Here is a 23729-nt window from a genome sequence, read left to right as displayed (position 1 = left end):
GCCGCAGCGGTCGCTCGCCGCGCGTCAGCGCCCACTTCCCACCACCAACAGCACGAACACCACGGCCAACAAGGCCACTCTCACCCAGTGCAGCCGGTCCCAGCGCCCGGCCAGCTCGCGCGAGACGTCGGCGGGGCCGGCCCAGGCGGCCACGCGATTGTTGGCAGGCACGAGCAACATGAAGGTCAGCAGCATGACGGCGCCCATCGCCACCACCGCGGCGAAGAACAACGGCCCGGGCTGCAGCACCACGACGGTGAGCAGCAGCAGTACGACCAAGCCGTACCAGAACGGCATGACCCTGCCGAGAACCCGCGCACTGGCCGAACGCCCCTGCGAGTACGCGGTGTCCGGCAGCCGCTCCAGGATCGGGTGACTGAAGGCGGTTACTCCGAACTCGACGCCGACCAGCGCGCCGGTGACCAGGACGGCAAGGATCTCGATAATCTCTTTCACAACATCGACCCTGGTCAGTAAGCTGACAAAAAACAAGGTACTGACAAATTAGTCAGCAACCAACACGAGGAGCCATGGCATGCCGGTGTCGAAGAAAGAAATCGGCGAGTGTCCGATCGACGCCACGCTGTCGGTCATCGACGGCCGCTGGAAGGGCACCATCCTGTGGCGCCTGGTCGACGGGCCGATGCGCACAGCCGAGCTGCGGCGCAGCATCCCCGAGATCACCGAACGCATGCTCATCCGCCATCTGCACGATCTCGTCGATGCCGGGATCATCGACCGCCATGACGCGGGCACCGTGCCGCCGTGCGTGCACTACTCGATCTCCGAGTACGGGATGACGCTCGCGCCGGTTCTGCAGACGCTGTGCGACTGGGGCCGCACTCACATGCAACGCGCTCAGTCACGTAAAAGGGCAGCCGCCCCGACCAGGCCCGCGTCCCCGCCGAGTTCGGCGGGGACCACCCGAAGCGTGCGCAGGAAGTCCAGCCCGGCGTAGCTGTCCAACGCCGCCCGCAGCGGGTCGAAGAGCAGCGCCCCGGATTTCGCCACGCCACCGCCGATCACCACGAGGTCGAGGTCGCATACCGCACTCACCGACGCGATCATCGCCGCGATTGCCGTGGCACCCCGCTGAAATGTCTTGAGCGCCAACCGGTCCCCGGCGTTGGCGGCATCCGCGAGCTCTTTGGCGTCCGCCTCCGGCGGGGCGTCCCAACCCTGTTCGCGAGCCCACCGGGCCATGTTCGGCCCGGACGCGACCGTCTCGACGCAGCCGTGCCCGCCGCACGTGCACAACGCACCGTTCTCGGGAGCGACGATGACGTGGCCGACGTGACCGGCGTTGCCGGTGCGGCCGTCATAGGGTGCGCCGTCGAGCACCAGTCCCCCGCCGATCCCCGTCGACACCACCATGCCGAGCAGAAAATCGGCGCCACGCGCCGCCCCACGCCAGTGCTCGCCGAGCGCCATGCACACGCCGTCACCGGCGAGCCGGACCGGAAGACCGGTCGCCGCGGCCACCCGCTCGACGATCGGAAAGCGATGCCACTCAACGATGTTGATCGGGCTCACGGTGCCGCTGGGCAGGTCGATCGGCCCTGCCGAGGCAACACCGACGCCGTCGACACGGCCGTCGGCCACCTTCATCGTCTCGGCGAGCAGTTGCTCGGCGACGGCCCATACGGTCTCGGCGTCGCCGTCCGGCGTGGGCAGTTTGGCCTGGTGCACGAGCAACCCGTCGGGGTCCACCAGACCGGCTGCGATCTTGGTGCCGCCGATGTCGAGGGCGAGAGTGAGAGCGCTCATTGGTGCAGCATTGCTCATCAGTGCTTGTGGGTGTTGTCGGGCTGGCGCGGGTCACCGGGATGTTCGTATCCGGGTGAGAGCTGGACGAGTTCGGCGCAGCGCGAGTCGAGCCACAGCCGGAATGCGCGCCTGCGGGCCGCGGCGAGCAGGTGCTCGGCGATCCGCTCCCAGACATCGTCGAGCGCGGGTTCCACCGGCCGACTGCGCCAACCCTGCTCATCCACAACGGGTTTCGCGGCAAAACGCATCGGGTTGCGAGCGTGGTAGGCAGTCACGTCAGCATCGTCGACGCGGACGGCCGCGGTGACGTCGGCGAACACTGCCCGTGCCACCGGGTCGGCCAGAGTCGAGGCTGCGACGCTGCCGATCTCCAGGCGCGCCGCGGTGTCCGGCACCACCGTGTCCTCGGCCGGTACGCCCGACGCCGTCAAGCCTCGTGCGGCCGCCTCGGCGGCGACGACCCGTTCGGCCACGATCAGCTGGGTCAGCCAGCGGCGGAGTTGTCTGCCTTCGCTCGTGTGTGGCCGCGGCAGTGCCGACGCCAAATTCGTCGCCCGCAGCTGCGCCTCACGTTCGTCGATTTCCTTGACCAGAACGGGTTCACCCGACACCAGTGCCGCCACGCTCATCGCACGGTCACCTTCACCGCCGGTGAGTAGATCAGCCGCCCGGCGCAGCCGACCCGGATCAAGGCCCACCATTCGCCCGGCTCGACCCATGCCGGCGGAGCGACGTCGAACCCGATCTCGACCGAGCCACCGGGCGGCAGATGCGTCCCGACCGCGGCGGGGCCCATCCAGTCCCACGTGCCCCACGGACTGATCAGATGCGCCTCGGCCGACAGCCCGGCGCGGGCGTCGGTACCGACGGTCAGCGACAGCCGCGCCGTTTCGCCGGCTCTCACCTCGACCGGCTTCGGTTCGGTCACCAGTTTCAGCACGTGTGCGTCCGGTTCGCCGAGCGTGACGATGCAGACGTCCTCGACGCGTTGACGCCACGACGGCGGCAGTCCGGACGAGTCTGCCCCGGTGACCGCGAGTTCGGCGCACACCGGGTAGAGCCCGGCCTCGGCACCCGCCGGAATGGTCAACACCACTTCGGTTTCCAGGTGCTCGTCGGGCGGCAGGACGAACGGCAGTTCGTCGGGCTGCGCGGCCCAGCCCGACGGCACCACGAGCTTGACGCGGCCGTGCAGCGGGGCGTCAGTGCAGTCACTGGCCGCGGTCAGCCGTACGACGCTCTCCGAGCCCGGTTCGGCCACAACGTTTTCCGGGTGCAGATGGGCCACCGCGGGCAGGCCGCCCAACGGTGCGGGCCCGCGGTTGTGCAGCCAGTAGCGCGCGTATAGCGGCTGCGCCGCCTCGGCCTCGGGCGCCAGTTGCCGATGGTCGGCACGCAGCACCTTCGGCAGATTCAACTGCGTGGACACCGTCGCGATCTCGTAGCCGTGCAGGTGCAGTTGTTCTGATTCCGCGGCACGGGAGTCCGGCTCCTCCAGTAGGTTCAGGTGAGCCGCTGCCATGACGGAGCGCAGCCCGGAGCAGATCTTCACATCCGTTGCCGCGCCGTTGATCTCGACAAGCCTCGCGGTCACGCTTTCAGCGGGGTCGACGCTGCGCACACTTCCCGAGGCCAGCGGGTTACCGGTGGCCTTGAGTGCACCCAGTTGCACGGAGCCGGCCGGCTCGATCTCGAGCAGTGATCCCCACGGCGGTAGCCCACCCTCGGTGCTGTGCTGCACCGTGACCGCGCGCAGCGACCGGTTGAATTCGGCAGCTTGCGCTGCCACACCCGCTGCCCGCCAGTCACCGTCGCCGGCCACAACCGCGTAGTCGAACGTGTGTGTCCAGTGCTGGAGCTGGAAGTTGGAGCCGTCCGGTGCGGTGCGGCGCGGCGGGTCGATCCACGTGCCCGACGGCCAGCCCGTGCAGGACCGCAGGAGCGACGTGTGCAGGGTCCCGTCCGGGTCGACCGCGAAACTCGGCACCCCGCGGTTGAGGACCGCGACGGTGCGTGATTCGAACGGCTCGACGCCGTTCGGTGCCCGTTGCTCGACGCGTATCTCCGCATCGGCCAGATCGTCGATCACGGCCCCGAGCCCGCCTGCAAGTATCAGCACCGGCAGCGCACGCACGCCGCGCAGGTCGGCCCCGGGCACCCACTGCTCGAGGAGCGACGCGGCCGCGGGAACCCACACGCGCGCCGAGCCGGACTCGTCGAGCTGACGCTTCAATTCGTCGGTGTATGCAATGTCTGCCTCGGCGAGAACCGCTGCGGTGAAAGCATTCTCGTCGGGTCCGCCGATCGCGAACCGGGTGTCGGGCAGGTTGGAGTCCACGGTCAGGTCGCCATAGCGGGGCTTGTCGGCGCTGCTGCACGTGGCGGTCACGCCGGCCCGCACGAGCGCCACCATCAAGTCACGGATGCCAGCGGCGTCGCCGGTGATCACCTCGGCCACCGAAACCGCACGCACCGCGTTCGGTCCGACGCGAATGCGTGCCGCCGAGGACAACCCGAACCAGCCGTATGCGGGATTGTCCAACGTCCATGGATGTTGCGCGGCGTCGACGGCCTCGCCCGAACGGTCGTGCAACAGGCCGAATCCGCGCCCGATGACCGCATCGCCGACTTCGCTGACGGGCAGCCCGCCAGGCACCGGGCACGGCCAGCGCAACCGCAGAAGCCGGTCGGCGCCGACGAATTCGTCGATCGTGGTTCGGCAGTCCACGCGGTCCACGCCGTTCCACAGCGTGATGGTCTGCGTGTACCGCAACAGGTCACCGATGCGGCCGCGCACGACCACCCGTTGGCCGAGCGCACTGCGATAGCAGGCGATCTCGTCGGCGGGAGCAGACGACGAGCGCACCACCGGCCCCTTGGGGAGCAGATGCCACGGCCCCTCCCCCGCTTCGGGATGCGCGGGATATTCGTCATATACGGCAAGTTCGTTACCCACCGCGCCGTCGGCGATGAGCTCGCGGGCGTCACGCGTCAGCGACACGACGCCACCGCCCCGTGCCGCGTCCACCCGCAACCGGAACCGGTCGTTGACGATGCGGTCACCGGGTAGCGGCTCCCAGCCGCCGGCGGTGCCGTCGGAAAGCCGGTAGGAGCGCCACCCCAGCGACGGGACATCACGCGCGAGCCAGCTCACCGTCGCGCCGCCGTGCTCGACGAGAACGTCCATCTCATTGCCGTCACTGTCGAGCACCGCACCGGTGAACGGCTCGTCCAGGTGGACCGTCACGATGTCGGTGCGCTTGTGCGCCAGGGAGTTCCACACCACGATGGAACCGTCGACCGCCTCGGACAAGAGGGCCAGCGCATTGTCGCGCGCGGTGACCCCCAACTCCCACGCATCGCGCCACCCGGTGAGCAGGTCGAGGTAGACCTGATCGGATTCCGAACCGGTGATGGCGTCGTGGTGAGCGCCGTAGGCGAGTTGCACCCACGCCTTCGCGAGCGCCGCCTGCGGGTAGTCAGCCCCGCCGAGCAGGCCCGCGAACACCGCGAACCGTTCGGCGTCGAGCACGGCGTCCTCGGCCGCCCGGTTGGCCTGCTTGGTGTCGATGTAGGAGACGTCCTTGCCGGTGTAGATGGGATTCATGTCCCGGGTCTGCGGCGACGCCTCGACACCGCGTTCGGAGAGCTCGGCCCGCACCGCGGCGAAGAACTCACTGGGCAACGCGCACACGAACTTCGGCCATACGTAACGCGCGTTCCAGTCGCGGTGGATCTCGGTGACCCACTTGTTGGGCGGGGTGTAGTCGGTACCGACGGGCAGGAGCACATTGCGCGTCAGCGCGACGCGCTTGAGTTTGGTGAACAGCGCGTACGTGGCGGCCTCGGCCTCGGCCAGTGACGCCGACGAGTCCATCCACCAGCCCGCCGAGTAATGCGCCGGCATGTAATGGGTCAGCAGGCCACGCCCGGACGGGGCGATCCACTCGAACTCGCTGGGGAACTGCATGCGTTCGGGGTCGCCGTCGTTTTGCATCGGGCCCCACTGATGATGCGGGCCACGCGCCCACGAACTCGATGTCAGGCCGGCGTCGGCAGCCATCCCCGGGAACTGCGGGTCGTGCCCGAACACGTCGAGCTGCCACGCGGTCGCGGGCTCGGCACCCAACACGTCGCGCTGAAAACCCATGCCGTGCACGAAGTTCCGGATGGCGGTCTCCGGACTGGTCAGGTTCGTGTTCGGCTCGTTGTAGGTGCCGCCCATGATCTCGACCCGGCCGTCGGCGATGAACCGGCGCAGGTCGGCCCGGTCTTCCGGGCGGGCGTCCCAGTACGGTTTGAGGTAGTCGACCTCGGCCAGCACGAACTTGTATTCCGGTTCCCGGCGCGCCATTTCGAGATGGGCCTGCACGAGGTCGAAGCCGTGGGTCTGGCGGCACTGGCCCGGCGGGTCCTCGGTCCACACGCTGGTGTAGGCGGCCTGGGTGTTCCACCACACCGGGTCGTAGTGGAAGTGGCTGATCATGTACATCGTCCAGCCGGGTTCGGCGACGGCGAAATCGAATTCGACATGCTCGGCGCGGGCGCGGCGGATCTCGCCCGGCACCGGGTTGTCCACCACCACCGGCACTTCGACCACGCCGTCCCCGGGCTCGACCGTTGCCTGCCCGGCCAGCCCGTCGCCGGTCACCCTCACCTCGCCGGGCGATACGCAGCCGGTGTAGCTCACCCGGACCAGCTGCCGGGGCGCATCGGCAGGGCCGGCGAACAGCTCCGTCGTCTCTACTGACGTGACGTGCACCTCACCGACCCTACGGCGTCACGGCTCGGATATGTCGACGACGAGCGCGCGGTGATCGGAAATCGGCAGGTGCGGCGCCGCGCATTCGGTGACTGTCAGCGCGGGGTCGTCGGTGAGGATGTGGTCGAGCTGTTGGCCGGGGGCGTCGGCGGGAAACGTCAACGCGGATCCCAGCGCCCGCCAATTCGCCGGTCGGCCCGGCCCCATGTTCAGATCGCCCACGAGCAGCCGCGGCCCGGGAAAACCGCTGAGGTCGCGCACCAGATGGCGCAGCTGGACTTTGTTCCAACCGGGCACGAACGACAGGTGCGTGTTCGCCACGGTCATCGGGCCCAACGGAGTGTCGACGCGTGCCACGACGGCCGCCCGGGGTTCCTCGTGGACGATGCGTATCCCGCGGACCGCGGGCAGGTACATCGGGAATCGCACCGGGATGCGCGGCAGGCGCAGCACCTGCCAGTTCTCGACGGGAAAGCGCGACAACAGCGCGATGCCGTAGGCGGCGGTTCCTGGTTGTTCGCGCCCGGTGGCCGCCATCCAGGTGGCGCCCGGCGTGCCGGAGATCGCGGCGACGAACCGGTGATGGACGGCGTTCATGGCTTTGGCCGCGACAGCGGTCAGGTCGGCTTTCCCCGAGCGCGGTTGGTCGCAGTCGACCTCCTGCAACGCGAGGATGTCCGCGTCGAGTTCGGACACCGCGGCCGCCAGCCTGTCGAGGTCGACATTGCCCTCGTGAACGCTGCGTCCGTGCAAAATGTTGAAGGTGGCCACTCGCATGGGTACTTGGTACCCATCTGGAAAGCTCCAGCAACCGCCGTCGACGAATCCGGGATGGTCACGTGCTCGATAGAAACGACGAACTGCGCGACGCGCTCAAACGCGCGGCCTCGGCCTTCAAGGCGCACGGGCCCGAGTTCGCGCTCGCGGGGAGCTATGCGCTGTGGGTTTACGGCGCTCCCGAGCCCGTGCACGACGTCGATTTCGTCGTCGCGGAGGTCGACGCCGAAGCCGCCGAGGTGACGTTGCAGAAGGCCGGCTTCCGGATCGTGCGCACCCCCGAGGACTGGCTGTTCAAGGCGTACTCCGGCGACGACGTCCTGGTCGATGTGCTCTACCAGCTCAACGGCGTGTCGGTGGATGCCGCGACGCTGGAGTCCGCCGATGTGGTCGACGTGCTCGCGATCCGGATGCCGGTGTTGCCGCCGACGCTGGTGGTGTCGGAAAAGCTATGCTCGCTCAACGAACACCACTGTGACTTCGCGGCGCTGTTGCCCGCTGCCCGCGCGGTGCGTGAGCAGGTCGATTGGGACAAGGTTCGCGAAGCCACCGCCGACAACGACTTCGCGGCGGCCTTTCTGGTGCTCACCGATCGCTTGGGAATCACCCAGCGGATCGACGAGTCAGCCGGCGAGTGACGACGGCCCGGCGACGATTCGGTTCAGCGCGGCCTGGGACGCCGCGTCGGCGGCCCGGTAGATGATGAGCCGGCAGTCGCGATTCTGCAGTGGCGCAAGCACTTCGAACGCCACCGTCAGTTCTCCTGCTTGTGGGTGCGCCAGCCGTTTGGTGCCGCGGCCGTAAACCCGCACATCGTGCAGCGCCCACAGCCGGGCGAACTCGGCGCTCTGCGCGTGCAACGATTCGACCAGTTCGGTCAGCGCTGTGTCGTCGGCATGGACCGCGCAGGCGGCGCGAAGGTCGGCGATACCTTCCCGGATCACCTGTTCACGGTCGAGGTAGAAATCCCGGAAGCCGGGGTGGGTGAGGCACAGTCGCATGGTGTTGCGCTCGGCGGGCGGCAGGTGGCCGAAGTCGACCATGAGCGCGGCCATCTCGCGGTTCCACGCGAGCACGTCGAAACGATGGTTGATCAACATCGCCGGTAGCGGCGACAGATCGGCCACGAGACGTTCGAGCGGGCCGGTGTCGTCCTCCTCGCTGATATCCGCATCGAGGCCTTCGGCACGCTGACCGGTCAAGTCGAACAGGTACCGGCGTTCGTCGGCGTCCAAGCGCAGCGCGCGGGCGAGTGCGTCCAGCACGCTCGCCGAGGGCCGCAGCCCGCGGCCCTGTTCGAGCCGCACCACGTAGTCGACACTGACCCCGGCGAGTTCGGCGACCTCTTCACGCCGCAGGCCGGGTGTGCGGCGCGGCCGGTCCGACGCCGGGATGCCCACGTCGGCCGGGGCCAGCCTGGCTCGCCGATCGCGCAGGAACTCGGCCAGTTCCCGGGTTGTGTCCATGACTCGAGAGTCTAGGTACGGGTGGGACTCCGTTTCCCAGGATGAGCCTTCCCTGGCCCGGATCAATCGCCGCGCGAACGATCGAGGCAGGCACCGAATGCTGTTCTCTTGAAAGGACTGGAGTGGAACTCGACACCTATCGCTTACTCGGACGGTCCGGTCTGCGGGTATCTCCGCTTGCACTCGGCACGATGACCTTCGGCGATGCTTGGGGCTGGGGCGCCGACGCCGACGAGGCCCGCCGGATTCTCGATGCATATCTCGATCGGGGTGGCAACTTCATCGACACCGCGAACCGCTACACCGACGGTGCCTCGGAATCGCTGCTCGGTGACTTCGCCCAAGGCCGGCGTGAACGTCTCGTGCTGGCCACCAAGTACTCCATGGCGCGCGACCCGGGCGATCCGAATTCCGGTGGGAATCACCGCAAGAGCATGGTCGCGTCGGTCGAGGAGAGCCTGCGCCGGCTCGCCACCGATTACCTCGACCTGCTGTATCTCCACGCCTGGGACTTCTCGACGCCGGTCGAGGAGATCCTGCGCGCCATGGACGACCTGGTGCGAGCCGGCAAAGTGCTCTACGTCGCCATCTCGGACACCCCGGCTTGGCAGGTCGCGCGTATGCAAGCCATTGCCGACCTACGCGGCTGGTCCCCCTTGATCGCCCTGCAGGTGGAATACAGCCTGGTGGAACGGACCACCGAGCGCGACCTGATACCGATGGCGACGGAGATGGGGCTCGGTGTGGTGCCATGGTCGCCGTTGGCCAGCGGGGTGTTGACCGGCAAGTACGACGTCACCGACCTCGAGCACACCGTGAGCTCCGACCCCTCGGGTTCCCGGCGCAACGTCGCGGCGGCCAACGGCTCGCTCACCGAACGCGCGTTGCGGATCGTCGGCGTTGTGAAGAAGGTTGCCGCCGAACTCGGGCACACACCGTCTCAGGTTGCGATTGCGTGGACGTTGCGCAATCCGGCCGTGACTGCCCCGATCGTCGGCGCGCGCACCGAGGCTCAGCTCACCGAGAACCTCGGCGCACTTGAGGTGGAATTGCCCGACGCGCTTCTCGCCGAACTTGCCGACGTCAGTGCAGTGGAACTCGGGTTCCCGCACGACTTCCTGAACCGCGAGATGCCCCGCCAGGTGTTATTCGGCGGGGTACGGATCGAGGGCGTCACGGACTTGTCGCCTGACGTGCACGCAGCAGCCGCGCGCTGACGTCGCGCACCGCGGCGGCGACCTCGGGCGGTTCGAGGATCTCGAAATCGTGTCCGACGGTGGCGAAGTAGAGCACCATGCGTTCGGGGTCGTCGGCGCCCGCGGTGAGGATGCATGCGTCGGGCCCGTCGGCTTCCACCGTCACCGACGCGGCCGAGAACTTCTGCGCCACAACGTGTTCCGGTGCGTGATAGCGGACCCGGGCGACGTAGCGGTAGGGCGAGGAGCTGATCGAACGCCGCACATAGCTGGCGGCATCGGGTGCGTCGCGCGCGGTGAACGTGCTGCCCATGGCCCGGACGTCCGACATGCGGTCGAGCCGCAGGCTGCGCCAGTCCGCACGGTCACGGTCGTAGGCCATGAGGTACCAGCGCCGTCCGGTGGTCACCAGTTGGTAGGGCTCCAGCCTACGTTGCGTGCTGTTGCCCCGGATGTCGGTGTAGCCCGCACCGACGTGTTCGCGGTCGCGGCAGGCCCGGGCCAAGGTCATCAGGACGTCGGGGTCGACGGGCGAGTCCGACGAGGTCGGCGCCAGCGTGACGGTCGCGTCGTGCACGGCCGAAACCTGTGAGCGCAGCCGGGCGGGCATGACCTGGTCGAGTTTCGACAATGCGCGCAGCGCCGATTCGCCGACACCGGCGACGCTGCCGCCGGCCGCGAGCCGCAGGCAGACGGCCATCGCCACGGCCTCGTCCGGGTCGAGCAGCAGCGGGGGCAGCGCGGCGCCCGCACCGAGCTGGTAGCCGCCGCCGTGGCCTTTGCTCGCGTAGACCGGATAGCCGAGGTCACGCAGCCGCTCGATGTCGCGCCGCACGCTGCGCCCGGTGACCCCGAGCCGTTCGGCGAGTTCTTCGCCGGTCCACACGCGACGCGACTGCAGCAGGCCCAGCAGCTGCAGCACCCGGCTGGTCGTTTCGGACATGGCAACAGTCTGCCGGAGTTTTAGGACCGAAACTGTCCTATATGGCTGCGAAGGTAGTCGCATGAGGAACGACGATCTCGCCTTCCAATTGGATTTCCACTGGACGAACCAGTTGCGCCCGAGGCTCGAGGGCCTGACGGACGCCGAGTATTTCTGGCAGCCGGTCCCCGACTGCTGGACGATTCATCCCGACGGTTCGATCGACTTCACCTATCCCCAACCGCAGCCCGCACCGTTCACCACGATCGCGTGGCGGCTGGCCCATGTGATCGTCGGCGTCCTGGCGATGCGCAACCACTCACACTTCGGCGGTCCGCCCGCCGACTACCAGTCCTGGTCGTACGCGACGGACGCCGCCACCGCGCTGAGCCAGCTCGACGACGCCTACCGAAATTGGATCGACGGCGTGCGCAGTCTCAGCGACGATGACCTCGACCGGCCGTGCGGTCCGGCCGAGGCGCCCTGGGACGAATACTCCATGGCCACGCTAGTTCTGCACATCAACCGGGAGGTCATCCACCACGGCGCCGAAATCGCTTGCATCCGTGATCTTTACGCACACACAGCCCATAGCAAGGAGAACTGAACAATGCCCGGTATGCCCCCTCCCGCCGCCGACGAGCGCCAGACCCTCTTGGAGTTCTTGGCGTTTCAGCAGAACGCGTTCTTCGCGGTGGCCCATGGCCTGACCGACGAACAGGCCCGCGCGAAACCGTCGGTGAGCACGCTGTCGGTCGGCGGGCTCGTCAAGCACGCCGCCGGGGTCCAGAAAGGCTGGGCGGACCGCGCCGCGCACGCGCCCGCCGCCCCGCCACCGGACCCGCGTCCGATGGAAGAGCAGATGGCCGAGTACGCCGATCAGTACGTCATGCGCGAGGACGAGACACTGGCCGGTCTGCTGGAGGCACTCAAGGCGCAGAATGCCGAGACGCTGCGGGTGTTCGCCGAGCAGGATCTCGACGCCGCCGTGCCGGTGCCGCACGGCGTGCCGTGGTTCCCGCAGGACATCGACAACTGGTCGGTGCGCTGGGTGGCGATGCACCTCATCGAGGAGCTGAGCCGGCATGCCGGGCATGCCGACATCATTCGCGAATCCATCGACCGCGCAACGATGTACGAGTTGATGGCGGCCGAAGAACAGTGGCCAGAGACCGACTGGATCAAGCGCTGGCGGCCGGCCGGGCAGGCCTGAGGTCAGGCTCAGCGGCCCAGCACGAGCTTCAGGGCATGGTCGACGACGACGTCCAGATCGTCGCCGAGGTTGCCTGACAGCCACTGCTGGGCCAGCTCGGCCATCGCACCGGTGTACATGGCCGCACCGATCTGGGCGGCCACCGGATCCGAGCCCGGGTAGAGCCGTCCGCCCTCGCTCAGCACGGCCTCCCGCAGGAGGTCCTGCGTCGCCGCGCGGCGCGCCGCGAGCACCGGGTTGGCGCGCGCGTCGGTGAACAGCACGCGCCCACGCCGCGGGTCGGCCGAGCTGAATCCGAGCACCGCGGCGATGCCGGCCCGGGTGCGGGCCCGCAGCGAATCGCCCGCATCGGCCATCGCGGCTTCGACATCGGCCGCGAGCAGTGCGCTGACTTCGTCGTACACCGCACCGAGCAGGTCGTCGGTGTCGGCGAAGCTCTCATAGAAGTAGCGCGTGTTCAGCCCGCACTCGCGACATATCGAACGCACCGACACCGCGGCCTCGCCGCCCTCGCCGAACAGCCGGAACGCCGCGTCGACGAGCAGTGCTCGGCGTTCGGCCCGGCGATCCGTCAACGGCACGCCGGCCCATCGGGTCGGGGTCGACATCGCTACAGCCTATGTCTGGTCACACCTGTAGCCAAACTGTATTGTGGTTACAGCCGTGACCAAACCGCGCACAAGGGAGCTCACCCCGTGTTTATGCCGCATGAATTCGTCGGGCAGTGGCTGAATCAGAAGTTCGACCGCGACATCCGAAAGCACTATTTCCGGGGCATGGATTTCGCCGGGCCACAGGGTGATCCGGGTTGGTTCGGGCCGAACAGCGCGGTGTGGCACGTGCATTCGCATCTGCACGCCCTGATCTTCGGGCTGCAGTGTGCGGCGTACATGGAACGCCTCGACCCGTCGATCTATTGGATGGGCATGCACCACTCGCGGCTCGTGCAACGCGACGAGAACGGCGTCGCGAGCCCTCGCATCGATCCGGCGGGCGCGGCCGTACGGCTCGGCCATTCGATCGCGTTCTTCATCGGCACCGCCTACGGCTCGACCGACACCGCCGAGCGGCTGGCCAAGACCGTCCGCTCGATGCACCACACCATCAAGGGCACCCGCCCCGACGGCGCCGTCTATGACGCCGACGATCCGGACTGGCTGCGCTGGAACTACGCCACGGTGGTGTGGGGCCTGGCCACCGCGCACGAGCTCTATCACCCACAACCCTTGCGCGGCAAGAAACTTGACCGCTACTACGGCGAATTCGTCCGGGTCGGCCATGCGCTCGGCGGCACCGACCTGCCGACCACCAAGGCCGAGACCCTGGACTGCCTGGAGTCCTACCTCCCCCGGCTCGCTTTGACGCACGGCGCGGCCATGGCCACCGGCCCCAACCTGGGGCTGCCGCAGAGCGCGATCGACTGGGCGATCCGCGACACCATGCCCAAGTGGGCCATGCAGTTGATTCAGCACCAGTCCCCCAACTTCGTGGAACGGGCCGCACGCCGCAGCATGGCGTGGTCGATCATCAACGGCCTCGAGTTGGCGGCCGGGCCGACGCCCGAGTTCCGGCAGGCCAAGGCCCGCGTGGCCGACGGAATCGACCCGGCGCTCGCACCGCATACCGAGCCGACGTACGTCCCGGGCAGCGACGCGCTGCTGCGCCGCGACGAGATCGAAGACAGCTTTGCGACCGTGTGACGCGCAGGTCCGCGAGCGTAACGGCGGTGTGACGCGCAGCACACATATTTTTGGCAGTACCGCGGGTTTTGAGACACTGCAGAAATGAGCACTACGCCGCCGAAAACCAAGCACCGCGAGGTGGCCAAGTTGGATCGGGTGCCACTGCCGGTAGAGGCTGCCCGCATCGGCGCGACGGGCTGGCAGATCACCCGCACCGGCGCACGCGTCGTCACCAACATCCTCGGCCGCGGCTCGCTGCAGCAGAAAATCGTCAAGCAGATCCCGCAGACGTTCTCCGATCTCGGGCCCACCTACGTCAAGTTCGGGCAGATCATCGCGTCGAGCCCGGGCGCGTTCGGTGAACCGCTGAGCCGCGAGTTCCGCGGACTGCTCGACCGCGTGCCGCCCGCGGACTCCGACGAGGTGCAGCAGCTGTTCCGCGAAGAACTGGGCGACGATCCGCACAACCTGTTCAAGTCGTTCGACGACAAGCCGTTCGCGTCGGCCTCGATCGCCCAGGTGCACTACGCGACGCTGCACAGCGGCGAGGAGGTCGTCGTCAAGATCCAGCGGCCGGGTATCCGTCGCCGAGTCGCCGCCGACCTGCAGATCCTCAAACGGGGCGCGCAGCTCGTCGAGCTCGCGAAGCTCGGACGCCGGTTGTCCGCGCAGGACGTCGTCGCCGACTTCGCCGACAACCTCGCCGAAGAACTCGACTTCCGCCTCGAAGCGCAGTCGATGGACGCCTGGATCTCGCACATGCACGCATCGCCACTGGGCGAGAACATCCGGGTTCCGCAGGTGTACTGGGATCTGACGAGCCAGCGCGTGCTCACCATGGAGCGCGTGACGGGCGTGCGCATCGACGACGTGGCCGCCATCCGCAAGAAGGGCTTCGACGGCACCGAACTGGTCAAGGCCCTGCTGTTCAGCGTCTTCGAGGGCGGGCTGCGGCACGGCCTGTTCCACGGCGACCTGCACGCAGGCAACCTCTACGTCGACGACGACGGCAAGATCGTGTTCTTCGACTTCGGCATCATGGGCCGCATCGATCCGCGCACCCGCTGGCTCTTGCGTGAACTCGTCTACGCCCTGCTGGTCAAGAAGGACCACGCCGCGGCAGGCAAGATCGTCGTGCTGATGGGCGCGGTGGGCACGGTGAAACCGGAGGGACAGGCCGCCAAAGACCTCGAAGCGTTTGCTACGCCGCTGACCATGAAGTCGCTGGGCGATATGTCGTATGCGGAAATCGGCAGGCAATTGTCGGCACTGGCCGATGCCTACGACGTCAAGCTCCCCCGCGAGCTCGTGCTGATCGGCAAGCAGTTCCTGTACGTCGAGCGGTACATGAAGCTGCTCGCCCCGAAGTGGCAGATGATGAGCGACCCTCAACTCACCGGGTACTTCGCCAACTTCATGGTCGAGGTCAGTCGCGAACACAAAGACGAGCTCGAGGCATAGATGCAGATACGCACCGGGTACGCCAAGTCCGGCGATCTCGACATCTACTACGAGGACATGGGCGACCCCAACGATCCGGCGGTGCTGCTCATCATGGGTCTCGGCGCGCAGCTGCTGCTGTGGCGCACCGGGTTCTGCGAGAAGCTCGTCGATCAAGGTCTGCGGGTCATCCGCTACGACAACCGCGACGTCGGGCTGTCGACCAAACTGTCCGGCCGGCGCGTCGACTCGTCACTCCCGATCCGCATGGCCCGCTCGTTCCTGGGCCTGCGCAGCCCGTCGGTCTACACCCTCGAAGACATGGCCGACGACGCGGCCGCCCTGCTGGACCATCTCGGCATCGACAGCGCTCACGTCGTCGGCGGGTCGATGGGCGGCATGATCGCGCAGGTGTTCGCGTCGCAGCATGCGCCACGCACCAAGACGCTCGCGGTGATCTTCTCCAGCAACAACCAGGCGTTCCTGCCCCCGCCGGGATTCAAGCAGCTGTTGTCGGTCATCACCGGCCCGCCGGCGAACTCCTCGCGGCAGACGATCATCGACAACGCCGTCCGCATCAGCAGGCTCAACGGCAGCCCGGGCTATCCCGCGCCCGAAGAACAGATCCGGGCCGAAGCGGCCGAACTCTACGACCGCGCCTACTACCCGGCAGGCATCGCGCGGCACTTCGCCGCGATTCTCGGCAGCGGGAGCCTGCGCGAGCACGACAAGCGCATCACCGCGCCGACCGTGGTGATCCACGGCCGCGCCGACCGGCTGATGCGTCCGGCCGGCGGTCGGGCGGTCGCCGAGGCGATCGACGGCGCGCGGCTCGTGCTCATCGACGGCATGGGGCATGAGCTGCCCGAACCCGTCTGGGATGAGATCGTCGGCGAGCTCAAGACCAACTTCGCCAACGCCGGGTAGTTTGCGTTCGCAACGTCAATACGCAGGCGACGCCTTTGCCTGAGCCATAGCACTCGGTAGCTGACCACACGCGGTTTACGCTTTGCTGCAGTCTGGGGGGCCAGCTAGGTCAAGACGGGGCCTGGTGCAGCTCTCCGGTCGGTCCGCCCCGAGAGGTAACGCGATGGCCAAACAGCCGCAAGAGCTCAAGCCGCACTTCGACGACGTACAGGCGCATTACGACCTGTCCGATGATTTCTTCGCCCTGTTCCTCGATCCCACGAGGACCTACAGCTGTGCCTATTTCGAACGCGATGACATGACGCTCGAAGAGGCGCAGATCGCCAAGATCGACTTGGCGCTCGGCAAGCTGGGCCTTGAACCGGGCATGACGTTGCTCGATGTCGGATGCGGTTGGGGCGCGACGATGATGCGTGCCATCGAACGCTACGACGTCAACGTCGTCGGCTTGACCCTCAGCAAGAATCAGAAGGCTCATGTCGAGCAGCGCTTCGCGAACTCCGACAGCCTGCGCGACAAGCGAGTGTTCTTGGCCGGCTGGGAACAGTTCGACGAGAAGGTCGACCGCATCGTGTCGATCGGCGCCTTCGAGCACTTCGGTCACGACCGATACGACGACTTCTTCACCTTCGCCTACGACGCGCTGCCCGATGACGGGGTGATGCTGCTGCACACCATCACCGCGCTGCATCCGCGCGAAGCCCACCACAGAGGGATCCCGCTGACCTTCGAGCTCGCGAAGTTCATCAAGTTCATCCTCACCGAGATCTTCCCCGGCGGGCGGCTGCCGTCCATCGAAATGGTCGAGGAGCATGCCGCGCGCGCCTCGTTCACGCTCACGCGCAGGCAGTCGTTGCAGTTGCACTACGCGCGCACGCTCGATATGTGGGCGGCCAACCTCGAGGCCAAGCACGACGAGGCCGTCGAAATCCAGTCGCAGGAGATGTACGACCGCTACATGCACTACCTCACCGGATGCGCGAACGCCTTCCGAATCGGCTACATCGACGTCAATCAGTTCACGCTGCAGAAGTAGGCCGTGTCGATTGTCGCTTCGCTGTCGGACGTCGGTGCCTGATCGGTTTGCGCAGGCACCGATAACGTCGTGGTCACAACCGGGTCTTTTTTATGTTTGCCATCGGTGTTGATTGACAGTAGTCGAGCCCTACCTGGGCAGACCTGTTGTAGGCTGGCGACTCGGCGGGGAGAACTCTAAGGCTTGGAGCATTTCGTACATGTCTAAATTGACTCCGAAATACGAAGAACTACAGTCGATCTACGACATTTCCAACGAATTCTACGAACTGTTCCTCGGCCCGACCATGGGCTACACGTGCGGCTATTTCGAGCGCGAAGACATGACGGGCGACGAGGCTCAGATCGCCAAGTTCGACCTCGCGTTGGGCAAGCTCGGGCTGGAGCCCGGCATGACGCTGCTCGACATCGGCTGCGGCTGGGGTGCCTGCATGGCACGGGCGATCGAGAAGTACGACGTCAACGTCATCGGCCTGACGCTCAGCGGCGAGCAGCGCGAGTACGCGATCGACAAGCTGGCCAAGGTACCGACGAACCGCAACGTCGAGGTGCGGCTGCAGGGCTGGGAAGAGTTCGACGACAAGGTCGACCGCATCGTCTCGATCGGCGCCTTCGAGCATTTCGGATTCGAGCGCTATCCGGCGTTCTTCGAGACGGCCTACAACGCGCTGCCCGACGACGGCATCATGCTGCTGCACAACATCACCGGATTCGACCTGCGGCAGGGCCAGAAGCTGGGCCTGCACATGACGTTCGAAGACGCCCGATTCGCCCGGTTCATCATGACCGAGATCTTCCCGGGCGGCCGCCTGCCCTCGGTGGAGATGGAGAAGGAAAAGGCGCTCGAGGCCGGGTTCAAGCTCACGCAGCTGCAGGAGATCGGCCCGCACTACGTCAAGACGCTGAAGATCTGGGCGGACGCACTCGAGGCACACAAGGACGAGGCGATCGCGCTGCAGGGCCAAGAGGTCTACGACCGGTACGACAAATACCTCAACGGCTGCCAGAAGTACTTCGCGTCCGGCCACATCAGCGTTCATCAGTTCACGCTGCAGAAGTAACCAGTTGTCGGATTGAGGCAACGCCGTTCGTCGGATGGGTAGAGAGTGGGACCAACCGGGTTCCGCTCCCTAGCCGGAGGAGACGACGATGCACTACTTCGCCCTGCTGATCAGCCAGGAACGCGAGCTCACGCCTGACGAGGCCACCGAAGGTATGGCGGCCTTTCAGGCATTTCACGCCAAGTCCGGTTCGGCCATCCGCGCGGGCGACGCCTTGGCGCCGACCGCGCACGCCGTCCGGATCACGGGCGGGCCCGACGCCCCGGTGGTGACCGACGGGCCCTTCGCCGAGGCCGCCGAAGTGGCCTGCGGCTACTACGTTCTCGAAGCCGACAACCTCGACGAGGCACTCGCGCTTGCCCGCGACATCCCGGTGGCCACGTTCGGCGCGGTCGAGGTGTGGCCGATGGTCGGCTGGAATCCGCCGAGCGAGCAACTGGGCAGCGATTGGCTCGCGCTGCTGCTCGAACCCGCGGACAACGTCTGCGCTCCCAGCACCGAGGAGTGGGAATCCGGGGTGTGCGCCCATACCGAATTCGGTAACGCGGCAGGCGAACACATTCTCTCCGGCGCGCCGCTGCACCCGCCGTCGACCGCGACGACGGTGCGGGTGCGCAACAACGACGTCGTGCTCACCGACGGGCCCTACATCGAAGGCGCCGAGGTGGCCAACGGCTTCTATGTGCTGCGCGCCGCCGATCGCGACGAGGCCGTCAAGCTGGCGTCGATGATCCCGGCGTCGGCGGTTGAACTGCGCCGGTTGGCCGGTGTCTCCGGCCTGTAGGCGTCGATGACCGAACTGGACGGCGTCTTCCGGCGCGAGTGGGGTCCGGCGGTCGCCACGATCGCCCGCTGGTCAGGTGATCTCACCGTCGCCGAGGACGCCGTCCAGGAGGCCTGTGCGCAGGCGCTGCGAGTATGGCCGTCCGATGGTGTGCCCACCAACCCCGGCGCGTGGTTGACCACAGTGGCGCGCAATCGGGCACTGGACCGGTTGCGGCGCGAAACTGCGCGTCCCGGAAAGGAATTCGCTGCCGTGTACGACGAGGTCACGGCGCGGGCCGACACCGTGGGTGAATTACACCCGGTGCGCGACGACGAGCTGCGGATGATGTTCACGTGTGCTCACCCGGCACTCGACCGCAGCTCGCAGCTGGCCCTGACATTGCGGTTGATCTCGGGGCTCACCGTCACCGAGATCGCCCGCGCGCTGCTGCAGTCCGAGGCCGCGGTGGGGCAGCGAATCACCCGCGCCAAGAACAAGATTCGCAGGGCCAACATCCCGCTGCGGGTGCCGCCCGCCGAACTGCTCGATGAACGCACCCCGCACGTGCTCGGCTGCGTGTACTCGGTATTCACCGAAGGCTACTTTCCGACCGGCGGCCCGTCCGCCATCCGCGACGAGCTCTGCGACGAAGGGGTACGCCTGGCCGGCGAACTGTGCGCACTGATGCCCGCCAACCACGACGCCCACGCACTGGCAGCCCTTGTGCTCCTGCATGATTCGCGGCGCCGCACGCGCGTCGACGACAGCGGCGCCCTGATCCCGCTCGACGAACAGGACCGCAGCCGGTGGGACCGGGGCCGCATCGCGCGTGGTCTCGAGCAGCTGCGGCTCGCCGAGGGAGCCACCGGACCCTATCTGCCCCAAGCGGTCATCGCGGCGCTGCACGCGACCGCCCCGAGCTGGCAGGCCACCGACTGGGCGACGATCTGCCTCGCCTATGACCGGCTGCTCGCGATCATGGACTCGCCCGTCGTCGCCGCGAACCGCGCTCTGGCCATCGGATTTCGCGACGGCTTCGACGCCGGCCTTGCCGCGTTGGACGAGGTGGCCGACGACCCCCGGCTGGCCCGGACCAACGCCGTCGCGCCGATACGCGCGGATCTGCTGCGTCGCGCAGGCCGACTCGGCGAGGCTGAGCACTGGTACCGCATCGCCCTCGACGGCGGCGCCGTGTCCGCACCGGCCGCAACATTCCTGCGGCGTCGACTCTCCGAACTCAGCCCCGAAACGCCGAATGGCCAGTTATGACACGCGATTCGACGAATCTTGTGTCACAACTGGCCACTCGGGCTTATAGAACTACGCCTCCGTGAAATTCCGCGTCACCGCCGGGTCAACCGGGATACCCGGACCCGTGGTGGTCGAGACGGTCACCTTCTTGAGGTAACGGCCCTTCGACGACGACGGCTTGGCGCGCAGCACCTCATCGAGCGCGGCGCCGTAGTTCTCGGCCAGCTTGGCCTCGTCAAAGGACGCCTTGCCGATGACGAAGTGCAGGTTGGCCTGCTTGTCGACACGGAAGTTGATCTTGCCGCCCTTGATGTCCTGCACGGCCTTGGCGACGTCGGGGGTGACGGTGCCGGTCTTCGGGTTCGGCATCAGCCCGCGCGGGCCCAGCACGCGAGCGATCCGGCCGACCTTGGCCATCTGGTCAGGGGTGGCAATCGCGGCGTCGAAATCAAGGAAGCCGCCCTGGATCTTCTCGATCAGATCGTCGCTGCCGACCACGTCCGCGCCGGCGGCGGTGGCCTGCTCGGCCTTCTCACCCACGGCGAACACCGCGACGCGGGCGGTCTTGCCGGTGCCGTGCGGCAGGTTGACGGTGCCGCGGACCATCTGATCGGCCTTGCGGGGATCCACGCCGAGGCGGATGGCGACCTCGACAGTGGCGTCCTGCTTCTTGGAGGAGGTTTCCTTGGCGAGCTTCGCCGCCTCGAGCGGCGAGTAGAGCTTGGTCTTGTCGACCTTCTCAGCCGCCTCGCGATATGCCTTGCTGTTCTTGCTCATTGAAAATCCAATCGTGTTGTTGGAGTCGTGGTTGCGGGCCGATGCCAGCCCTCCCACGCGTTCCTGTGGCGTCGATCCGCTACTCGACGGTGATGCCCATCGACCGGGCGGTGCCGGCGATGATCTTCGACGCTGCGTCGATGTCGTTGGCGTTGAGATCGGCCTTCTTGGTCTCGGCGATCTCGCGCACCTGATCCCAGGTCACCTTGGCGACCTTGGTCTTGTGCGGTTCGCCCGAGCCCTTCTGCACACCGGCAGCCTTGAGCAGCAGCTTGGCGGCAGGCGGGGTCTTCAGTGCGAACGTGAAGCTGCGGTCCTCGTAGACGGTGATCTCCACGGGGATGACGTTTCCGCGCTGCGACTCGGTCGCGGCGTTGTACGCCTTGCAGAACTCCATGATGTTGACGCCGTGCTGGCCGAGTGCAGGACCGACCGGCGGGGCAGGGTTGGCCTGCCCGGCCTGGATCTGCAGCTTGATCAGCCCGACGACCTTCTTCTTGGGGGCCATGGGTGTGCTGTTCCTTACTTGCTCATCCGAGGGCGCGCGTCGCGCCCGCTGTTCTAGCCGTTACCGGCTAAATCTTTGCGACCTGGTTGAAGGTCAGTTCGACAGGTGTTTCACGACCGAAGATCGACACCAGCACCTTGAGCTTCTGCTGCTCGGCGTTGACCTCGCTGATCGATGCGGGCAGCGTCGCGAACGGGCCGTCCATGACGGTGACGGACTCGCCGACCTCGAAGTCCACCAGGATCTCGGGGCGCTCCAGCGTGGCCTCGGTCGAGGCGGCCGACGCCGCGGCAGCGGCCTTGGCCGGCTTCTTGGCCGCGCCCTGCGGCAGCAGGAACTTCACGACGTCGTCGAGGGACAGCGGCGAGGGCCGCGACGTCGCACCGACGAAGCCCGTAACGCCGGGGGTGTTGCGCACCGCGCCCCAGGATTCGTCGTTGAGCTCCATGCGCACCAGGATGTAGCCCGGCAGCACCTTGCGGTTCACCTGCTTGCGCTGGCCGTTCTTGATCTCGGTGACCTCTTCGGTCGGCACCTCGACCTGGAAGATGTAGTCGCCGACGTCGAGGTTCTGCACGCGGGTCTCGAGGTTGGCTTTCACCTTGTTCTCGTAACCGGCGTAAGAGTGGATGACGTACCAGTCGCCCGGCTTCAGCCGCAGCTCCTTCTTGAGCGCAACGGCCGGATCCTCGTCCTCGTCGGCAGCAGGAGCCTCGGTGGCAGCGGCCTCGTCAGCGGCGGGCGCCGCATCGGTCTCGTCGACGGACTCCGCCTCGGCGGTCTCGGTCGCTTCGACGACATCCTCAGACTCAGCGGTCTCGTCGGCGAGTGTCTCATCGCCGTCGAACGTGGTCACGTTGTCAGTCCTCTCTCAATTCCAAATCAGGTGCCGAACACCAGCGACACCAGTCGCGCCAGGCCGTAATCGACACCGGCGATGAGCGCGACCATGAACGCCAGGAAGACCAGCACCACGGTGGTGTAGCTGACCATCTGCTTGCGGTTGGGCCAGATCACCTTCCGAAGTTCGGCAACGACCTGCTTGAGGTAGTTGACGACGAACATGATCGGGTTGCGCGACGGTCCGGTCGCGTCTTTCTTGACCTTCTTGGCCTTGCCGGAGCCGTTCTTGTCGGCGTCGGCCGACTCGGTCTCGGTTTCGGTCTCGGTCCCGCTGTCGGCATCACTGGCCGCCCCGCGACGCGTCCGCTTACCCGTCGGGCGCAGCGGCCGGGTCACCACCGCGGTCTGACCGTGCGTGGAGCCGGTCGTTGCCGAGTCGGTGCCGGTGTCGGTGCCAGTGTCGTCTGCGGAGCCGGCACCTTCGCGCTCGTCGCTCACCGCATGCCTTTCGTCCCTGGTTTGTGTGGTCACCTTCCAGTGTCCACACGCTGTCGAATATTCAGTTGAGCAGGGGCGACAGGACTTGAACCTGCAACCTGCGGTTTTGGAGACCGCTGCTCTGCCAGTTGAGCTACGCCCCTTCGGTGATACCCGGCTGACGCCGTCATCACGTCCAGTGTCCGGGGCTCACACAATTCGCGCGCTCCCCGTTCGCTCGATCAAAGCGGACGGAAGCGCGCTGAAATGGGAAAAACCCCGAGTGCCGAGTGTACCCCGGCGCGGCAGTGAGTTACTAATCGCCTACTCGACCGGTCACTCCCCCGCGGCCCTGCGCATGACCTTGCCGGTTTCGGGATCCCACTTGACCTGGATCGAGTTGTCGCCTTCGTGGCCCATCATCGTCGTGTAGGCCTCGAGGACCATCTCGCCGTCGTCGTTGGTGCAGACGTTGCGGGTGACCACGATGTCGGCGCCGAAGCGTTCGTCGACGGACTGGATCTCCATGACCGCGTGGAGCTGATCGCCCGCCATGAGCGGCTTGTGATAGATGAACTTCTGGTCGACCTGGACGATCTGCATGGTCTCCATGCCGACATCGACGTGCCGGAAGAAGTGTTCCTGGACCAGCAGCGCCAGGGTCGAGGCGAAGGTGAGCGGTGCGACCAGAGCGTCGTGGCCCAGGTCGGCGGCGGCGGCCTCGTCGTGGCTGGCGGGATCCATGGCCTTGACGGCCTTGGCGTACTGGCGGATCTGCTCGCGGCCGATCAGGAATGGATCCGGGTATTTCCAGACCATGCCTCGGATGTCGGTTTTGAGCGCCATGGCCCGTACCTCC

Annotated in this window: 25 protein-coding genes and 1 tRNA gene; 12 read left to right on the top strand and 14 right to left on the bottom strand. The window is 67.0% G+C overall.

All coding sequences use genetic code 11. The annotated features are described in order from the left end of the window. Positions 1 to 24 precede the first annotated feature (24 nt). Entirely contained in the window at positions 25 to 456 is a 432-nt protein-coding gene (locus AWC31_RS24255; protein WP_085146478.1) for an anthrone oxygenase family protein, read from the bottom strand. A gap of 79 nt (positions 457 to 535) precedes the next feature. Between AWC31_RS24255 and AWC31_RS24250 the strand changes: the two genes are divergently transcribed. Further along, the gene (locus AWC31_RS24250; RefSeq protein WP_085146477.1) at positions 536 to 958 is read left to right on the top strand and encodes a winged helix-turn-helix transcriptional regulator; all 423 of its coding nucleotides are present in this window, start codon (positions 536 to 538) and stop codon (positions 956 to 958) included. On the opposite strand, the gene AWC31_RS24245 is transcribed toward AWC31_RS24250, so the two are convergent. The 4 genes from AWC31_RS24245 to AWC31_RS24230 are packed head-to-tail and all read right to left on the bottom strand — an operon-like array spanning position 859 to position 7306. Further along, positions 859 to 1767 (bottom strand): ROK family protein, encoded by a 909-nt coding sequence (locus AWC31_RS24245; RefSeq protein WP_085146476.1) that lies wholly within the window; start codon positions 1765 to 1767, stop codon positions 859 to 861. The two genes, AWC31_RS24250 and AWC31_RS24245, sit on opposite strands and share 100 nt — an antisense overlap. A 17-nt stretch (positions 1768 to 1784) precedes the next feature. Continuing rightward, positions 1785 to 2396 (bottom strand): DUF7158 domain-containing protein, encoded by a 612-nt coding sequence (locus AWC31_RS24240; protein WP_085147275.1) that lies wholly within the window; start codon positions 2394 to 2396, stop codon positions 1785 to 1787. Next, positions 2393 to 6529: a glycoside hydrolase family 38 N-terminal domain-containing protein gene (locus AWC31_RS24235; RefSeq protein WP_085146475.1), complete on the bottom strand. Its 4137-nt coding sequence runs from the start codon at positions 6527 to 6529 to the stop codon at positions 2393 to 2395. Before AWC31_RS24235 ends, AWC31_RS24240 begins: the two co-directional genes overlap by 4 nt. 18 nt (positions 6530 to 6547) lie before the next feature. Next, positions 6548 to 7306, bottom strand: coding sequence for an endonuclease/exonuclease/phosphatase family protein (locus AWC31_RS24230; protein ID WP_085146474.1), 759 nt, complete (start codon positions 7304 to 7306; stop codon positions 6548 to 6550). A 62-nt stretch (positions 7307 to 7368) separates the two neighbouring features. Between AWC31_RS24230 and AWC31_RS24225 the strand changes: the two genes are divergently transcribed. Further along, positions 7369 to 7944 (top strand): nucleotidyltransferase family protein, encoded by a 576-nt coding sequence (locus AWC31_RS24225; protein ID WP_110775242.1) that lies wholly within the window; start codon positions 7369 to 7371, stop codon positions 7942 to 7944. Here the strand turns inward: AWC31_RS24225 and AWC31_RS24220 are convergent. Beyond that, complete coding sequence (locus tag AWC31_RS24220; protein ID WP_085146472.1) at positions 7930 to 8772, bottom strand: helix-turn-helix transcriptional regulator; 843 nt, start codon at positions 8770 to 8772, stop codon at positions 7930 to 7932. The two genes, AWC31_RS24225 and AWC31_RS24220, sit on opposite strands and share 15 nt — an antisense overlap. A 122-nt stretch (positions 8773 to 8894) precedes the next feature. On the opposite strand from AWC31_RS24220, the gene AWC31_RS24215 reads away from it, so the two are divergent. After that, positions 8895 to 9989, top strand: coding sequence for an aldo/keto reductase (locus tag AWC31_RS24215; RefSeq protein ID WP_234816982.1), 1095 nt, complete (start codon positions 8895 to 8897; stop codon positions 9987 to 9989). On the opposite strand, the gene AWC31_RS24210 is transcribed toward AWC31_RS24215, so the two are convergent. Beyond that, positions 9946 to 10911 (bottom strand): helix-turn-helix transcriptional regulator, encoded by a 966-nt coding sequence (locus AWC31_RS24210; protein ID WP_085146470.1) that lies wholly within the window; start codon positions 10909 to 10911, stop codon positions 9946 to 9948. The genes AWC31_RS24215 and AWC31_RS24210 overlap by 44 nt on opposite strands. 61 nt (positions 10912 to 10972) lie before the next feature. Here AWC31_RS24210 and AWC31_RS24205 point away from each other — a divergent pair, with 61 nt between their 5' ends. Together AWC31_RS24205 and AWC31_RS24200 are read left to right on the top strand one after the other, a co-directional pair. After that, entirely contained in the window at positions 10973 to 11497 is a 525-nt protein-coding gene (locus tag AWC31_RS24205) for a DinB family protein (RefSeq protein WP_085146469.1), read from the top strand. A gap of 3 nt (positions 11498 to 11500) precedes the next feature. Then, positions 11501 to 12103: a DinB family protein gene (locus AWC31_RS24200; protein WP_085146468.1), complete on the top strand. Its 603-nt coding sequence runs from the start codon at positions 11501 to 11503 to the stop codon at positions 12101 to 12103. Positions 12104 to 12111: 8 nt separating this feature from the next. Here AWC31_RS24200 and AWC31_RS24195 read toward each other — a convergent pair whose 3' ends face one another. Continuing rightward, positions 12112 to 12711 (bottom strand): TetR/AcrR family transcriptional regulator, encoded by a 600-nt coding sequence (locus AWC31_RS24195; protein WP_067856275.1) that lies wholly within the window; start codon positions 12709 to 12711, stop codon positions 12112 to 12114. A gap of 93 nt (positions 12712 to 12804) precedes the next feature. Between AWC31_RS24195 and AWC31_RS24190 the strand changes: the two genes are divergently transcribed. The 7 genes from AWC31_RS24190 to AWC31_RS24160 all read left to right on the top strand — a co-directional run bounded on the left by AWC31_RS24190 (position 12805) and on the right by AWC31_RS24160 (position 20283). Next, a complete protein-coding gene (locus AWC31_RS24190; protein WP_275082809.1) occupies positions 12805 to 13803 on the top strand; it encodes an oxygenase MpaB family protein in 999 nt (332 codons plus the stop codon). A gap of 84 nt (positions 13804 to 13887) precedes the next feature. Further along, the gene (locus tag AWC31_RS24185) at positions 13888 to 15246 is read left to right on the top strand and encodes an ABC1 kinase family protein (RefSeq protein ID WP_067856269.1); all 1359 of its coding nucleotides are present in this window, start codon (positions 13888 to 13890) and stop codon (positions 15244 to 15246) included. Next, positions 15247 to 16152 carry an alpha/beta fold hydrolase gene (locus AWC31_RS24180; protein ID WP_085146466.1) on the top strand — a complete coding sequence of 302 codons (906 nt, stop codon included), beginning with the start codon at positions 15247 to 15249 and terminating at the stop codon, positions 16150 to 16152. Positions 16153 to 16315: 163 nt separating this feature from the next. Continuing rightward, complete coding sequence (locus AWC31_RS24175; RefSeq protein WP_085146465.1) at positions 16316 to 17188, top strand: cyclopropane mycolic acid synthase family methyltransferase; 873 nt, start codon at positions 16316 to 16318, stop codon at positions 17186 to 17188. A gap of 199 nt (positions 17189 to 17387) precedes the next feature. Beyond that, complete coding sequence (locus AWC31_RS24170) at positions 17388 to 18248, top strand: cyclopropane mycolic acid synthase family methyltransferase (RefSeq protein WP_067856260.1); 861 nt, start codon at positions 17388 to 17390, stop codon at positions 18246 to 18248. A gap of 88 nt (positions 18249 to 18336) precedes the next feature. Then, entirely contained in the window at positions 18337 to 19032 is a 696-nt protein-coding gene (locus AWC31_RS24165) for a YciI family protein (protein WP_085146464.1), read from the top strand. Between the two features lie 6 nt (positions 19033 to 19038). Continuing rightward, a complete protein-coding gene (locus tag AWC31_RS24160) occupies positions 19039 to 20283 on the top strand; it encodes an RNA polymerase sigma factor (RefSeq protein WP_085146463.1) in 1245 nt (414 codons plus the stop codon). A gap of 51 nt (positions 20284 to 20334) precedes the next feature. On the opposite strand, the gene rplA is transcribed toward AWC31_RS24160, so the two are convergent. From rplA to hadC, 6 genes are all read right to left on the bottom strand, one after another. After that, the gene (gene rplA, locus AWC31_RS24155; RefSeq protein ID WP_067856377.1) at positions 20335 to 21042 is read right to left on the bottom strand and encodes a 50S ribosomal protein L1; all 708 of its coding nucleotides are present in this window, start codon (positions 21040 to 21042) and stop codon (positions 20335 to 20337) included. Between the two features lie 79 nt (positions 21043 to 21121). Further along, positions 21122 to 21550, bottom strand: a complete 429-nt coding sequence (gene rplK, locus AWC31_RS24150) for a 50S ribosomal protein L11 (RefSeq protein WP_067856251.1) — start codon at positions 21548 to 21550, stop codon at positions 21122 to 21124. A gap of 67 nt (positions 21551 to 21617) precedes the next feature. Beyond that, positions 21618 to 22406 carry a transcription termination/antitermination protein NusG gene (nusG, locus tag AWC31_RS24145; protein ID WP_067856248.1) on the bottom strand — a complete coding sequence of 263 codons (789 nt, stop codon included), beginning with the start codon at positions 22404 to 22406 and terminating at the stop codon, positions 21618 to 21620. 26 nt (positions 22407 to 22432) lie between these two features. After that, a complete protein-coding gene (gene secE / locus AWC31_RS24140; protein WP_085146462.1) occupies positions 22433 to 22924 on the bottom strand; it encodes a preprotein translocase subunit SecE in 492 nt (163 codons plus the stop codon). A 37-nt stretch (positions 22925 to 22961) separates the two neighbouring features. Beyond that, a tRNA-Trp gene (locus AWC31_RS24135) sits at positions 22962 to 23034 on the bottom strand. A gap of 172 nt (positions 23035 to 23206) precedes the next feature. After that, positions 23207 to 23716: a (3R)-hydroxyacyl-ACP dehydratase subunit HadC gene (gene hadC / locus AWC31_RS24130; RefSeq protein WP_067856240.1), complete on the bottom strand. Its 510-nt coding sequence runs from the start codon at positions 23714 to 23716 to the stop codon at positions 23207 to 23209. Positions 23717 to 23729: the final 13 nt, after the last annotated feature.

The sequence above is a fragment of the Mycolicibacterium wolinskyi genome, assembly GCF_002101965.1.
In the GTDB taxonomy this organism is placed as follows: domain Bacteria; phylum Actinomycetota; class Actinomycetes; order Mycobacteriales; family Mycobacteriaceae; genus Mycobacterium; species Mycobacterium wolinskyi.
The sequence above is the reverse complement of the archived record's forward strand: the minus strand, read 5'-3'. Positions and strand labels throughout refer to the sequence as shown.

Coding starts and splice junctions, on each gene's coding strand:
- AWC31_RS24250 (WP_085146477.1), top strand. CDS start 536: ATGCCGGTGTCGAAGAAAGAAATCGGCGAGTGTCCGATCGACGCCACG.
- AWC31_RS24245 (WP_085146476.1), bottom strand. CDS start 1,767: ATGAGCGCTCTCACTCTCGCCCTCGACATCGGCGGCACCAAGATCGCA.
- AWC31_RS24240 (WP_085147275.1), bottom strand. CDS start 2,396: ATGAGCGTGGCGGCACTGGTGTCGGGTGAACCCGTTCTGGTCAAGGAA.
- AWC31_RS24230 (WP_085146474.1), bottom strand. CDS start 7,306: ATGCGAGTGGCCACCTTCAACATTTTGCACGGACGCAGCGTTCACGAG.
- AWC31_RS24220 (WP_085146472.1), bottom strand. CDS start 8,772: ATGGACACAACCCGGGAACTGGCCGAGTTCCTGCGCGATCGGCGAGCC.
- AWC31_RS24210 (WP_085146470.1), bottom strand. CDS start 10,911: ATGTCCGAAACGACCAGCCGGGTGCTGCAGCTGCTGGGCCTGCTGCAG.
- AWC31_RS24205 (WP_085146469.1), top strand. CDS start 10,973: ATGAGGAACGACGATCTCGCCTTCCAATTGGATTTCCACTGGACGAAC.
- AWC31_RS24200 (WP_085146468.1), top strand. CDS start 11,501: ATGCCCGGTATGCCCCCTCCCGCCGCCGACGAGCGCCAGACCCTCTTG.
- AWC31_RS24195 (WP_067856275.1), bottom strand. CDS start 12,711: ATGTCGACCCCGACCCGATGGGCCGGCGTGCCGTTGACGGATCGCCGG.
- AWC31_RS24190 (WP_275082809.1), top strand. CDS start 12,805: ATGCCGCATGAATTCGTCGGGCAGTGGCTGAATCAGAAGTTCGACCGC.
- AWC31_RS24185 (WP_067856269.1), top strand. CDS start 13,888: ATGAGCACTACGCCGCCGAAAACCAAGCACCGCGAGGTGGCCAAGTTG.
- AWC31_RS24180 (WP_085146466.1), top strand. CDS start 15,247: ATGCAGATACGCACCGGGTACGCCAAGTCCGGCGATCTCGACATCTAC.
- AWC31_RS24175 (WP_085146465.1), top strand. CDS start 16,316: ATGGCCAAACAGCCGCAAGAGCTCAAGCCGCACTTCGACGACGTACAG.
- AWC31_RS24170 (WP_067856260.1), top strand. CDS start 17,388: ATGTCTAAATTGACTCCGAAATACGAAGAACTACAGTCGATCTACGAC.
- AWC31_RS24165 (WP_085146464.1), top strand. CDS start 18,337: ATGCACTACTTCGCCCTGCTGATCAGCCAGGAACGCGAGCTCACGCCT.
- AWC31_RS24160 (WP_085146463.1), top strand. CDS start 19,039: ATGACCGAACTGGACGGCGTCTTCCGGCGCGAGTGGGGTCCGGCGGTC.
- rplA (WP_067856377.1), bottom strand. CDS start 21,042: ATGAGCAAGAACAGCAAGGCATATCGCGAGGCGGCTGAGAAGGTCGAC.
- rplK (WP_067856251.1), bottom strand. CDS start 21,550: ATGGCCCCCAAGAAGAAGGTCGTCGGGCTGATCAAGCTGCAGATCCAG.
- hadC (WP_067856240.1), bottom strand. CDS start 23,716: ATGGCGCTCAAAACCGACATCCGAGGCATGGTCTGGAAATACCCGGAT.